This is a genomic window from Psychroserpens luteus (genome assembly GCF_015319355.1).
Classification (GTDB): domain Bacteria; phylum Bacteroidota; class Bacteroidia; order Flavobacteriales; family Flavobacteriaceae; genus Psychroserpens; species Psychroserpens luteus.
On record NZ_JADILU010000001.1, the window covers coordinates 569,669 to 583,674 of the forward strand.

Sequence of the window (14,006 nt, forward strand, 5' to 3'; positions counted from 1 at the left end):
GAGAGTTGTGAGAAACTCAATGTTGTTGGGTTCTTACCAATGAGAAGCTTTCCTTTTTTCTGAATAAGAAAATCGGGATGCTTTTTTGTTTTAAGGCCTTTACTTATGGCTTGTGCACTCCTTTTAGATGAGCTTCTTTGCAGTTTAAGTAAATAGTTTTAATTAATTCTTCCTTTTTAAATGGTTTTATAATAAAGTCATCAAAACCACAACTATAAAGTTTTTTAATTAATTCTTCATTAGGTCTATTAGCTGTAAATGCAATAACAGTTTGCTTAGGATTTAAAGTTTTTATTTGTTTAATGGCTTTTAAGCCATTTAATTTTGGCATTTCTAAATCTAAAAGTACGATGTCTATTTCTTTGTGAGTTTTAGCGATCTCAATAGCTTCAAGGCCATCTTTTGCTAAAAAAGTCTTTGCTTTATGATTTTTTAATAATGTATCAGCATATAACAGAGTAACTTTATTATCATCTGCAATTAAGATGTTTTTACCATTAAGACAGTTTTTATTGTTTATTACAGTTTCAATATTTTGAATTGTACTTTCTTCTTGAGTTATTTTATTAAACTCTATTTTAAATGAGAAGATACTTCCTTTGTTAATGTTGCTTTCAAGGTCTATGGTTGATTCCATTTTTTCTAGTATAGTTTTGGTTAAAGATAAACCCAATCCTGTACCTCCATAAATATCTGAATTTTCACTTTTAATCTGCTGGAAACTTTCAAATATTTTTGAATAATTTTTTTCTAAAATTCCTACTCCAGTATCTTCAACTTTAAATAAAACAGATGCTACTGTAGGTGTTTCTTTTAATAAAAGTGTTTTTAGCGTAACCTCTCCTTCATATGTATATTTTACTGCATTCCTTAATAGGTTTCTTAAAATTTGATTAAGTCTCATTTTATCAAAAACCAAATTAAGCTTTGCGATTTCTGGATCTATTTCTTTCTTAAAGCATAAACTTTTTTTGTCGGCTAGTAAACTAAATTTATTACATATTTCGCTTAAAAGCTTATCTAAATTTTCAGACTTTTCAATGAGTTCAAACTTACTAGATTCAATTTTATGAATATCTAATATGTCATTAACTAAATTAAGCATTTGATCATTGCACTTATCTAATATCGTAGCGTATTGTTTTAGTAACTCTTTATTTGGTTTGAGTTCCTTTTTTTGCTCTATTATAAGTTGAGTAATACCGTTAATGCTATTTATTTGTGTTCTTAATTCGTGGCCTAGACTTGTTAGAGCAACCATGCGGTTATCTTTTTCTTTTACTGCAAACTTTTTATCTTTTAAAAATGAAATGAAAAAATTTCTACTCACATATACTATAATTACAAAAAGCATAATTACAGTCAATAAACTTATTGTAGAATTAAATATCATTTTTGTGTAAATATCTTTAGTGGTTAAAAAAGAATATGTTGGATTTGTTGGAGCTATACATAAGGCAGTAAGAGCAATAGTAGCAACTATTATAAATAAAATGTAATTGTCTCTAACGAAGTTTTTATCTCTTTTTACTAAGAAAGGTATAGATAGTATTATAGCAAAATAATAAAGAAAATTAAAAGACAACCTACCTTCTAGATACAATACCCCTGAAACACCAATAGAAGTTCCTATAACTGAAATATAAGCCCCTAAGAGGTGTCGTTTATATCTAAAATAAACAAACATTGCAATAACTAGAGATACAACTATAAAAACATCAAAATATAAAGATTCTAGAAGGTTTTTTGAGTAGTTAAATAAAATGTTAGCAATACAAATAATTATGGCTAGAACGTGAATTATAAATGTAAATAGATCTACATTCTTTTCTTCTTTTTCATACAAGCTCTCTTTTTTTATGTAAGTTTTTATCATTAATCTAAATACTTATTTAATATTGAAAACATATCTTCATTTCTAAAGGGTTTTGCTAAAAAATCGTCAAAGTTCAATTTATTTAGTTTTTCTAACAAAATATCATCTGGAATATTAGCTGTAAAGGCTATTACTTTAAGTGCTGCATTTGTTTTTTTAATATGTTTTATAGCTGTAAAACCGTTCATTTCAGGCATCTCTAAATCTAATAATACAAGAGATATGTTAGGATGTGTCTCAGCAGCTTGTATCGCTTCTAAGCCATTATAGGCTTTGAGTACTTTAGCGTTATTCTTTTCTAATAATTTACTAGCATAAAGCATACTTATTTTGTTGTCTTCGGCTATGAGTATTTTTTTTCCATCTAATATAGAAGGAAAAAGTTTTGTACCAGTAACTTCAATTTTTTGTTCAGATAAATTAGGAACCTTTGTTAGTTTTAATGTGAAATTAAAATCACTACCAATGTTGAGAGTGCTATTAATATTAATTTGGGAATCCATTTTCTCGACAATTGTTTTTGAAATTGCTAAACCTAAACCAGTTCCTCCAGTATTTGTTGTTTTTTCATCTCTAATTTGCTGAAAACTATCAAACACTTTTAATAAATTATCTTCCGAAATACCTATACCCGAATCTTTAACAGAAAATAAAATTGTTGATTGCTCATGATCTTGATATTCTATTTTGGCAATAAACTTAATGAACCCTTTTTCGGTGTAGTTTATAGCGTTTGAGATTAAGTTCTGTATGACTTGAGTTAGTCTAGAGGCATCTAGATTAACATAATCATTTTTTAAAATGGGATCAATAGAAACATCAAAAACTAAATCTTTTTCATGTGCTTTGTTTTTAAATGGTATGACTGCTTGGTTAAGTAGTTGAAATAAATTTTCGGGTTTAGAATTAAGTTTAAAGTTTCCAGATTCAATTTTGTGAATATCTAAAATATCATTAACTAAAAAAAGCATTTGATTGCTACAAACTTCAAGTGTTTCTGTGTATTGGGAGAATGTATTGTTAGACAATAACTCATTTTTGTTTTGTACTAATATTAACTGTGTTATGCCATGAATACTGCTTAATTGAGTTCTAAGTTCATGTCCTAGATTAGAAAGAATACGTGTCTTAGTGTCTTTTTGTTTTACAGCATTTATTTTAGCTTTAATTAATGCTAGAATAATATTTGAAAATGCAAATATCATAATGAATACAAATACTAGAAACAAAATAAAACTAATTATTGAATTAGTTAATAATTTTTGATTGGCACCATCTATTAATAGGTTATCGAGATTATATTGTGGTGATAGAACAATATTTATAATTGCAAAAAACAAAGTGATAAGTGATAGAATAAGACTGTTTTTAAAATAATTCTTATCTCTTTTGTTTACAAATGGAATAGTACATAAGATCACATAAACATAAGTGAAATAAGATGTTGTTAAACCTAAATTATAGCACAAGTAAAATGAAGAAATGTTAAGAGATGTAATTACAAAAACACTTGAAATGAAAGGCTTCTGTAGATGAAAATATAAATACCATCCAATTAACATGGAAGCAATTATAAATATTGAAACATTTTTTGGGATTTCAAAATTGAGTACCGTATTTATTATAAGAATTAGAGTGTTTGATACTAGCCCAATGCAATATGTAATGTAAGTGAGCTTGTCAGCAGGACTAAGTTGCTTAAAAGTTGATTTAATTAAGAAATTATTTATATTTAATGATTTGGGACTCATCTAAAATATGATAAAAAATGTTGTTTATTAAGTTTGTTTTATACTTAATATTTTTGATTAATTAGAAATACTTCTGCAATGTTATGCTTTTTATCGATAAAAACAAGCGTTTTGACGATGTTTTTAAATTTAATAATCACTTATGATTCTGTTTATACCTTGCGAAATCACTTTTCATTTTATGATTTAATAAGTTTAAGGATTTAAAATTTCAAAAAACATACTTGTTATAGCTTTGAATTTAGTAAAGTCTTCATCAGCATATTAAATTTTGAAACGAACTTATAGGAAGTTATGATAGTGATAATCTTTTCTTTTTTAGATAAGGAAATCAAGATGATTTTTGTTTTGAGACAATTTTGAGTGTTATTCAAATTATCAATTTTCACTCAATAATTCCATTTGTAAATAAATTACTTAAAATAGTATAATAATTTATTTTACTATCACTGTGATTGTTTTTTCTAAAATAGTAATATATTTAAGGTTCATATTAAACATCTAAAATTTATTAGCATGAAGATTTTAAAAATTACTTTACCAGTATTAGCTGTATTATTATTGACAGTACCTGGACAAAATAGCAATGCTGTTGTCGATACTAATAAACCTACTTTTAAACAGCTTGATATACAACTTTTATTAGCTGTAGACAAAAAAAAGAAATTGAAATTGCATACTCATGGTTTAGCCATGGACAAAAAGAAATTGAAGTTAGAAACTCACGGTTAAACTGTTTTTGTGATTTTTAAAAAAGCTCTTGTGAATTCACAAGAGCTTTTTTATTATTTCTAGTCAAAAAACTTATCAACAAGTAGTTAACAATACCGCCTCTAAAAACTGTATTTAATCGATGTAATCATTCGTTTTATCGGATATTTTTTGGTTTTCTCCAAAATAGTAGTATGTTTGCATCTCTTAATAAGCCCCTAAATTCACTTATTAAGAAATCTTTTTTTAATCCATTTTAGGTTTTAAATGTTGTTTTGACATTTAAAATTCCCTCAATTTTTATGGCATTTTTATGCCTTAAAGTTAATGATCCATTCATCCCTTGAACTGGTGTTTTTAATAATTAACATAACTAAAATTGAATAAATAATCCCTAAAATTAAATTAAAATGAAGACCCTTAAAATTACTCTACTACTATTAGCTGTATTATTATTGACAGTATCTGGACAAAGCAGCGATGTTGTTGCAGATTCTAATGAACCAACAGTAAACACTTATAACAAAACAGATTTGTTAGCGCATACTAAAAAAGGAGTGAAATTACCAACTAACGGTTAAAAACTCTTTAGTTTAAAAATAAAGCCCATACTTATATTGTTAAGTATGGGCTTTTTTATTGGAGAGGTATGACTCGTATTAAATCAATAAAAAATTTTAACTTTGAGACTATAATGAAATAATCCTTTTGAAATACATATTGAAATACTTTTTGATTTTATTTTTTGTGTTATTAGTTAATAATGCACATGGACAAAACCCTACTTTGGATAGTATTTTCAATTTAAGAAAAATGTCTAAAGATAAAACTTTACCCATTGATGAGAGGCTTTCTTTTGCCATTGAAGCAAGTAAATTATCTATCAAGACAGATAATGATTCTACCATACTAAATAGTAATCGCAACTTATCTTATTTGTACCTTATTTCTGGAGATTATGAGACTTTTGGTTCAGCAAGTCATGATAACTTAGAATTAGCTTTAAAATTAAATGATTCAAATGCTATAGCAGCATCACAGAGTAATTTAGGTTGGTATTATTATGCTGTTGGAGGTGATAATATTAAGAGCTATGAATATCATTTAAATGCACTTAAATATCATACTGCTTTAGGTAATTTAAAAGAGAAGATAAGTACTCTTACTACTATTGCAACCATCCAAGATGATGAAAAAGATTATTTGGGTAGTGAGCAGAATGCTATTGAAGTTTTAAAATTGATACAGACGATTAATGAGAATCAAGGGATATCTCTCTATGAAGATCAATATATAATTCTAAACCTTTTAGGTATAGTGTCATTGAAACTTGAGAATTATGAAAAGTCTTTAGAATATCACGAGCATGCACTGGCTTTAACAGAAGAATTAAAAAATAGAGATGACTTAAGACTTCAGTCTAATAATAATTTAGCAATTACTTATCGTTCAAAAGGAGATTTAAATAAGACTTTAGAGATTTATGATACGATACTAGAAGAGTCTGAAATCCTTGAAGAGGACCCTTCATTTTATGCTCTCATCATTGTAAATAAGACGTTCACTAAATTCATGACAGGGGATTATGACTATGATGAATTGGAAAGTGAGTTTAAGCGAGCGCTTAAAATTTCTAATAGCTTACAAGATCAATACTCTATTCTTGCTTCATCTATTGATTTAGCAAAATTTTACAAAGCAAATGATCAAATTGAGCTTTCTAGAAAATATGCAGAAGACAGTTATAATATTTCAAAAGAGATTCCAATAAACGATTTGTACTTAGAATCAATGATTATTTTATCTCAACTTACAAAAGGGGAAGAGAGTAGAACTTATTTAGAAAGCCACATAAAATTAAGTGACAGTTTACTTAAAGTGGAGCGCAAGGTTAGAAATAAATTTGCTAGAATAGAATTTGAAACTGATAAAGTAGAAGAAGAAAATGAAAAAATGTCACAGCAGCGTATGTGGTTACTTATCACTTCTGCAGGTTTATTGTTAACGCTTTTTTTACTTTACATCATCATCACGCAACGTGCAAAAAATAAAGAGCTTAAGTTTGAAAAAGACCAGCAAAAAGCAAATGAAGAAATTTACAATCTTATGTTGTCACAACAGGATAAGGTTGATGAGGCTAGAGCTAACGAGAAAATTCGGATTTCAAAAGAGCTTCACGATGGTATTTTAGGACGATTATTTGGGACAAGGCTCAGTTTAGATAGTTTTAATTTTTCCGAAGGAAAAGAAGCCATTAATAAACGAGCTAATTATATAAGTGAACTTAAAATTATAGAGGATGATATTCGTAAAGTTTCTCATGATTTAAATACAGATTTTGTCTCTGGTTCTGGATTTATGGATATTGTGAGTGAGTTGATAGAGAAACAAACTAACGCTTACCAATTAGAATCTACCTTTAATTTTACAGATGATATCAATTGGGAAACATTGCCTAATAAAACTAAAATCAACATCTACAGAATTATACAAGAATCACTTCAAAATATATATAAACATGCCAATGCTAAGGCTGTTAAAATTAGTTTTGAACTAAAAAATAATGTAATTTGCTTATCAATAATTGATGATGGTGATGGTTTTGATATCAATAAAAGTAAAAAGGGAATTGGAATCAAAAATATAAATTCTAGAGTGGAAGAAGTTGAAGGGAAAGTGCAATTTCACTCTATATTAAATAAAGGGACTGAGGTAAATATTACAATACCTTACAAAAATTAGACACAATGCAACAAATTCACATTCTAATGGTTGATGATCATCCAATCATTATTGAAGGGTATCAAAATACATTAATGGCAACCAAAAAAGATGATCAAACGTTGGTCATTGATACTGCTAATACATGCGATGCTGCCAATATACTAATGCAAAAAGCTGCGAATGAGCGTCCTTATGATGTATGCTTTTTCGATATTAGTTTACCACCTTCTGCAGATGGTAAAATCATGTCTGGTGAAGACTTAGCAAAGATCTCACGTGATATAATGCCAAATGCTAAAGTGATTATTTTAACAATGTTTAATGAATCTTATCGCATTCATAATATTGTAAAAGAGATAAATCCAGATGGGTTTTTAATTAAAAGTGATTTAACGTCAAGTGAATTGGCAGAGGCTTTTCATCATATTTTAATAGATCCGCCATATTATAGTAGTACTGTTAGTAATTTTTTAAATAAATCTGTTATTAATGAAATCTATGTAGATGAAATTAATCGCAAGATTCTTCATTTATTATCTCAAGGGATAAAAACAAGAAGCTTAACAGAGTATATTGATTTATCAATGAGTGCGATTGAAAAACGTAAAAAACAACTCAAAAATTTATTCTCAATTAACGACGGAAAAGATGAAACTCTAATTAATGAGGCTAGAAAAAAAGGTTTTCTCTAAGAAAAACTGTTAAAGTTTTCATTTTTACAATTTTATTGTGCTCTTGAAACTACTGTTATTTCTAAAAACTACGGTTTTTCCGCATCAAGTTTACGGTTTTTCCGTAACAAAAAGTTGTTTATATAAGATACCTTTGAGTAAGTCAACAAAGATTATTTTTTAATCCCTCTAAGTAATTTGTTGAATTAATAGCAAAGAAAACTAACCTAACACATCTCAACAAGTGTTAGGTTTTTTTTATAGCATTAATTTCGATTTTATTTAACTTTATTAAAAAAGAACGTTCTTGTAGTCAAAAAACTTCACAATAAAGAAGCCTAAAAAGATTACAGCGACCATGAATTTAATAAAAGTAGAGGCTATAAAACCTAGAAATGATCCAAATGCAGCTTTAAGAGCTTTATTAAATTCTGCTTTATTTAAAAGTTCTCCAATTAATGCTCCAAAGAATGGTCCAATAATAATGCCTCCAGGTATTGGTGCTATCAAACCAACAATTAAGCCAATAGATGTACCAATCATACCAGCTTTTGTTCCTCCAAAACGTTTAGTTCCCATGGCAGGAATGATGTAGTCTAAGATCCAAATACCTAATGCAATAATAAAGGTGATTATTAAAAATGTCCAATTCATTGGTACTACATCTGCTAAATGAAAGATGAGTAAACCAATCCAACTGGTTAAAGGTCCTGGTAAAACAGGGAGAAAGCTACCTATGATTCCTAAAATCATAAAAAAAGTAGCCAAAATGACTAAAAAAATGTCCATTGTAAGTATTTAATATTCTATTAGTAAGACGTCAACATATTAAAATTGTTACATTTTACAACTAAATAATTAGTTTGAACTAATCTTTTAGTTATATTTGAAAATCTAAAAATAAGTTTTAATGGTATTAAATAGGTTTAAACTCATTATATCCAGTTGCATGTTGTGTTGTTCATTCATTGTAATGTCACAGCAAGTAGTAGATACAACATTAGTACCTATAATTGTAGATCCTTATTATAAAATTCAAAAAGGACCAACAATCTATATCGATGAAATTCATAATAATTTTCATACTAAAGAGGGTCGTTTTAAACCTTTTAGCACTCTTTTAGAACGTGATGGATATAAAGTTTATTCGTTAGAAAATTACGATTTACTAAAAACGAAAGATGTATTAGTCATTTCAAATGCTATCCATTCTAATAATATAAGGAATTGGGAACAACCTATTCATGATGCTTTTTCTTCGGAAGATATTCAGATTCTCAAAAAATGGGTAGAAGCAGGAGGTCGTTTGCTAATCATTGCAGACCATATGCCTTTTTCGGGAGCAACGAATACGTTAGCCAATGCTTTCGGATTTGATTTTTGCGATGGGTTTGCTCAATTATCAAAACCTGAAGGCGAATCAGATTTGTTTTCCGAAGAAAATAATAGGTTATTAGTTTCTAAAATAACAGATGGTACTTACGGTAAATCCATAAAAAGTGTGACCACATTTATGGGTTCATCTTTTCAAATTCCTGAGAAAGCTATTGGGATTTTAAAATTTAAAAAAGGTGATGAATGTCTACAACCTGAAATCGCATGGCAATTTGATGAAAACACACCAAGTAAAGATTTAGAAGATAGCTACCAAGGCGCAATCCTGGATTTTGGTAAAGGTAAACTAGCTGTTTTTGGTGAAGCAGCGCAATTTACAGCGCAAACTATAACTAATGAAAATGGAACGTTTCATGTTGGATTTAATTCTGAAACAGCTCCAAATAACGTAGATTTTATTAGAAACTTAATGCGCTGGCTAAGTACTAAATAAACGGAACACAAAACACTGAACACTGATACATATGAAGCAATTAACAAAAGCAGAAGAAGAAATAATGCAAGTCCTTTGGCAGTTAGAAAAAGCCAACGTTAAGGATGTTATCAATCAACTTCCAGAACCAAAACCTGCTTACAATACAGTGTCTACAATTGTTAGAATCCTTGAGAATAAAGGATTTGTGGATTATGAAAAACAAGGAAAGGGACACATCTATTTCCCGTTACTTAAAAAGCAAGACTATAGCAATCAATCCATAAATAATTTGGTTGATAATTATTTTCAAGGCTCTTTTAAAAGTATGGTATCGTTTTTTGTGAAGAAAAATGATGTCGATTTAAAAGATATGGAAGCCATTTTAAAGGATATTAATAAAACAAACCAATAACATGTTACACTATATTTTACAAGTCGGTGCGTTTCAATTACTGTTTTTAATTATCTATGATATTTTTCTTCGAAAGGAAACGTTTTTCAACCTCAATCGTATCTATTTGTTGAGCACATCTGTCTTATCATTAATAATTCCTTTTATTAAAATAGAACGCATAAAAGAAGTTGTTTCTAAAGATTTCGTGATTAGTTTACCTGAAGTTCTTATTGGAGAATCTACGAAAGCAACAAGTACAATAGATCCTATAATTGCAATGGAAGCAGGCATTAATTTAGAGCCAGAACCAGTTTCAATATGGAATATTATACTAATTTCTGGAATGTGTATTGCCACATTAATTTTAGTCTATAAAATCATAAAACTATTCTTGTTAGTGTCTAATAATCCAAAACGTTGGAGTGGTAATGTTTTGATTATCTGTTTACTAAATAGCACAAAAGCCTTTTCGTTTTTTAATTATATTTTCTTGGGTAACAGATTGTCTCCAAAAGAAAGCTCGTCTATTTTAGAGCATGAAATGATACACATCAAACAAAAACACTCTTTAGATTTACTGTTTTTTGAATTGCTACGTATTGTGTTTTGGTTTAACCCATTAGTTTATATCTATCAAAATAGAATCGCAACACTTCATGAATACTTAGCAGATGCTAAGGCTGTAAAAGGTCAAAATAAGGCAGATTACTATGATAATCTACTAACCCAAGTTTTTGATACACAGCAATTCTCATTTGTCAATCCATTTTTTAAACAGTCATTAATCAAAAAACGAATCGTTATGTTAAGTAAATCAAAATCACGTCAAATCAATTTGGTCAAGTATGCATTATTATTACCGTTGGTGTTTACCATGCTTATTTATACATCTTCTTATGCGCAGGAAAAAGTTATTAGTTCTTCTTCGGAAATTGGAAATCTAGACAATCAGGAGTTAACAGATGAGGAGTTGAAGAAACAATTATACAATGAAATAGTAGAAATGGATAAGAATGGAGCAAGCATAGAGGAGATGATGGAACATGTTATGCCAAATAAAGAAAAATATATTCAATCTAAAAGGGATTACTATAAGTTAGGTGAGTTTGTAAATTTCATGACAAATAAATCGATTAAAAGTAAATCTGCAGATGGCACCTTAACTGATGATGATTTAGAAAGAGCCGAAAAAATGTCTAGTAAAAAAAGCAGGAGTTTCGAAGAATATGTCGAATGGAAAAAAACCAGTGAAGCTAAATCCCAATGGGAAAATAAAGGTATTGATGGAGAACTTAGATTATTAGTAGGAGATATCAATAATCTAACTTCCGAAGAAAAGAAAAAGCAAGAGACTCATTTAAAGCAATTAAAAACTGATAAGAATTATTACAAGCTCATAGTTTCGGATTATAACCATTCTAATATATATGACTTCGGAAAAGAGAAAGATACTTTCAAATTCAACACTAAAGATGACATTGAAATCATAGAAATAGAAGAAACCGTAGAAGTCCCATTTTCAATAATCGAAGAAACACCAACATTCACATTTTGCGAAACGTTGGAAACCAACGAAGAACGAAAAGCGTGCATGAGTAATCACATCTCAAAACATGTAAACAGATATTTCAACACCAAACTAGCAGATAGTTTAGGTTTAGTTGGTCGTCAACGCATCAACGTCATTTTTAAAATTGACAAAGAAGGTCATATTGTTGATGTTAAATCTAGAGCGCCACATCCAGCTTTAGAAGAAGAAGCTAAACGCGTTATTAAAACCTTACCTCAATTAATACCAGGAAAACAAAAAGGGGTAGCAGTTACTGTACCTTATAGCTTGCCTATTGTTTTTCAAATTAAAGGGGATTCATTACAGCAAGAAAGTTTAGAAATAAAAGAGGTTGATCACATCAAAGAACTTAAAGAAAAGTTTAAAAATACTGAAGAAGTGCCTTTCTTGGCTTTGGATAAAGCTCCAGTTTCAGAAAATTGTGAGAGCCAAACCACAGAGGAAGAGTCCAAAAAATGTTTTAGTGACTTCGTTTCTAAATATGTAAATAGAAATTTCAATCTAAATTTAGCCTCAAAACTTGGTTTAGAGGGTAAGCAACGTATTAACGTTATTTTTAAAGTTGATAAAGAAGGAAAGGTTATTGAAGTCAAAGCAAGAGCACCACATCCAGATTTAGAAGATGAAGCAAAACGTGTAATTAATAGTTTACCACAATTTACTCCAGGAGAAATGAATGGTCAACCAGTAATCGTTAATTACTCATTGCCTATAATATTTCAAATACATGGAGAGTCTAAAGAAAACAAGAAAAATTAATGCGATCACTTTTTGTACTCCTATGCGTTTTAACGATTTTTAATTCTGAAGCACAGACATCAGTTTTAAATCAAGCAGATAGTTTATACAGTAATGGGAATTATAGTAAAGCGATTGAAGTCTATAAAACACATATCAATCAAGATGAGGTTTATGCTAAAATAGCAAGGTCTTATGTCGCGATTGGTAATTATGACAGTGCTTTAGAGTTTTATAAATTAGCTGCAGAAGCAGATCCCAAAAACGGACTCATATTATACGAATATGCTAGATTGTTGTCAAAAACGAAAAATTTTGAAGCATCAATAGAGGTGTTTAATAAGTTGATGAATATTGATTATCGCAATCCTAATTATCATTACGAAATGGGATTAGCTTTAGAGCGCATGGAAGATGACTCTACAGCATTAAATAGGTTTAGGTCTGCTTATGATTTGGATCAAACCCATCAAAAAGCAATATTCAAAATAGCCAAACATTTTTTAATTAAGCGGAAACATGAAATCTCGCACAGATATATAGATAAAGGATTAGAGAGCTATGAAAACAATATAGAACTCATTAGCCTGAAAGCGCAAAATTATTATTACCAAGACGACTACCACAATGCAAGAGCATGGTTTCAAAAACTAATTGCCATGGGAGAATCCTCTGAGTTTATACATGAGAAATTGAGTACGCTTCATGCAGAGTTTTCAGATTATGAATTGGCTATTGAGCAACGAAAATTGGTATTGAAGTATAATCCGTACAGTTCTGATGCCATGTTGTTAATTGGTAGTTATTACAACCGACTCAAAGATTATAAAAATGCTGAAAAATATATTAGACAGTCATTAGCGCTAAAGGATGTGCCTTTAGATTATGAATATCAATTATTAGGTACTGTCTTAAATAGGCAAGACAAAAACAAAGAAGCCATAGAAGCATTTCAAAAATCCTTAAAAGAAAACCCTGAAAACATAAGCTCAGAGTTTTACATCTTATCTACAAAAGATAAATATTATGCAGATCTTGATACGAAGATCAAGTTGTATGAAGATTTTAGAGATAAATATCCAGATACCTTCTATTCAAAATTTGCTTCAAAACGAATTACAGAACTTAAAGAAGAGAAATTCTTAAAGGCTGAGGACTAATGACTGCACATCCTGCAAGGTTTTAAAACCTTGTAGGTATTTATTACTACAAAAATTGTACTTTTCGGTTTCAGTTTAATTGTTATGAACCGTATCATCGCTTTTTTATTATTAATGACATTTTGCTCTTGCGATTTTATCGAGAAGAAAAAAGTGTATTCTAATGATATTCTAGATGAAGAACTTAAAACATTCAATTGGAATGATGTTGATGAATATCCTACTTTTGAATCTTGCAATTCAAATTTAGATAACGCTAATAAAAAAAAGTGTTTTGAGAATACATTGAGGCAAATTCTTAATGATAAGCTAGCAAAATACGAGATTATCGTTTCCGAAGAAATCAATGATACAGTGCAACTTAAAATCACTATTGATAGTCAAGGTACATTTGTGATTAATAACATTGTTAGCAATGAAGTCACACAAACAGAAATCCCGCAATTAGATAGTTTACTTCGGAAAAGTTTAGACTCACTCCCTAAAATTTACCCAGCAATTAAGAGAAGTCAAGAGGTGAAAACACAATTTGTGTTCCCTGTAATTATAAAGATTGAGTAGAAAATTAAAAGCCAAAGCTAAGCTCCTCACTTCTTTTCGA

12 protein-coding genes are annotated in these 14,006 nt (G+C 29.1%); 9 read left to right on the forward strand and 3 right to left on the reverse strand.

The genetic code is table 11. The features are described from left to right. Nucleotides 1-103: 103 nt before the first annotated feature. Together IM744_RS02540 and IM744_RS02545 are read right to left on the reverse strand one after the other, a co-directional pair. A complete protein-coding gene (locus IM744_RS02540; protein ID WP_194506511.1) occupies nt 104-1,876 on the reverse strand; it encodes an ATP-binding response regulator in 1,773 nt (590 codons plus the stop codon). Further along, nucleotides 1,876-3,627, reverse strand: a complete 1,752-nt coding sequence (locus tag IM744_RS02545) for a hybrid sensor histidine kinase/response regulator (RefSeq protein ID WP_194506512.1) — start codon at nt 3,625-3,627, stop codon at nt 1,876-1,878. The genes IM744_RS02540 and IM744_RS02545 overlap by 1 nt, the downstream gene beginning before the upstream one ends. 516 nt (nt 3,628-4,143) lie before the next feature. Between IM744_RS02545 and IM744_RS02550 the strand changes: the two genes are divergently transcribed. The 4 genes from IM744_RS02550 (at nt 4,144) to IM744_RS02565 (ending at nt 7,754) form a co-directional block, all read left to right on the forward strand. Continuing rightward, a complete protein-coding gene (locus IM744_RS02550) occupies nt 4,144-4,359 on the forward strand; it encodes a hypothetical protein (RefSeq protein WP_194506513.1) in 216 nt (71 codons plus the stop codon). Between the two features lie 389 nt (nt 4,360-4,748). After that, nucleotides 4,749-4,919, forward strand: coding sequence for a hypothetical protein (locus IM744_RS02555; protein WP_194506514.1), 171 nt, complete (start codon nt 4,749-4,751; stop codon nt 4,917-4,919). A gap of 232 nt (nt 4,920-5,151) precedes the next feature. Continuing rightward, nucleotides 5,152-7,080 (forward strand): ATP-binding protein, encoded by a 1,929-nt coding sequence (locus IM744_RS02560; protein WP_194506515.1) that lies wholly within the window; start codon nt 5,152-5,154, stop codon nt 7,078-7,080. A gap of 5 nt (nt 7,081-7,085) precedes the next feature. After that, complete coding sequence (locus tag IM744_RS02565; protein WP_194506516.1) at nt 7,086-7,754, forward strand: response regulator; 669 nt, start codon at nt 7,086-7,088, stop codon at nt 7,752-7,754. Nucleotides 7,755-8,024: 270 nt separating this feature from the next. On the opposite strand, the gene IM744_RS02570 is transcribed toward IM744_RS02565, so the two are convergent. After that, nucleotides 8,025-8,522 carry a DUF456 domain-containing protein gene (locus tag IM744_RS02570; RefSeq protein WP_194506517.1) on the reverse strand — a complete coding sequence of 166 codons (498 nt, stop codon included), beginning with the start codon at nt 8,520-8,522 and terminating at the stop codon, nt 8,025-8,027. Between the two features lie 184 nt (nt 8,523-8,706). Here IM744_RS02570 and IM744_RS02575 point away from each other — a divergent pair, with 184 nt between their 5' ends. The 5 genes from IM744_RS02575 (at nt 8,707) to IM744_RS02595 (ending at nt 13,966) form a co-directional block, all read left to right on the forward strand. After that, nucleotides 8,707-9,561: a DUF4350 domain-containing protein gene (locus IM744_RS02575; protein WP_194506518.1), complete on the forward strand. Its 855-nt coding sequence runs from the start codon at nt 8,707-8,709 to the stop codon at nt 9,559-9,561. A 31-nt stretch (nt 9,562-9,592) separates the two neighbouring features. Continuing rightward, complete coding sequence (locus tag IM744_RS02580; RefSeq protein ID WP_194506519.1) at nt 9,593-9,955, forward strand: BlaI/MecI/CopY family transcriptional regulator; 363 nt, start codon at nt 9,593-9,595, stop codon at nt 9,953-9,955. A gap of 1 nt (nt 9,956) precedes the next feature. Continuing rightward, a complete protein-coding gene (locus IM744_RS02585; protein WP_194506520.1) occupies nt 9,957-12,266 on the forward strand; it encodes a M56 family metallopeptidase in 2,310 nt (769 codons plus the stop codon). Continuing rightward, a complete protein-coding gene (locus IM744_RS02590; RefSeq protein ID WP_194506521.1) occupies nt 12,266-13,405 on the forward strand; it encodes a tetratricopeptide repeat protein in 1,140 nt (379 codons plus the stop codon). The genes IM744_RS02585 and IM744_RS02590 overlap by 1 nt, the downstream gene beginning before the upstream one ends. Nucleotides 13,406-13,489: 84 nt before the next feature. After that, nucleotides 13,490-13,966, forward strand: a complete 477-nt coding sequence (locus IM744_RS02595; RefSeq protein ID WP_194506522.1) for a hypothetical protein — start codon at nt 13,490-13,492, stop codon at nt 13,964-13,966. Nucleotides 13,967-14,006: the final 40 nt, after the last annotated feature.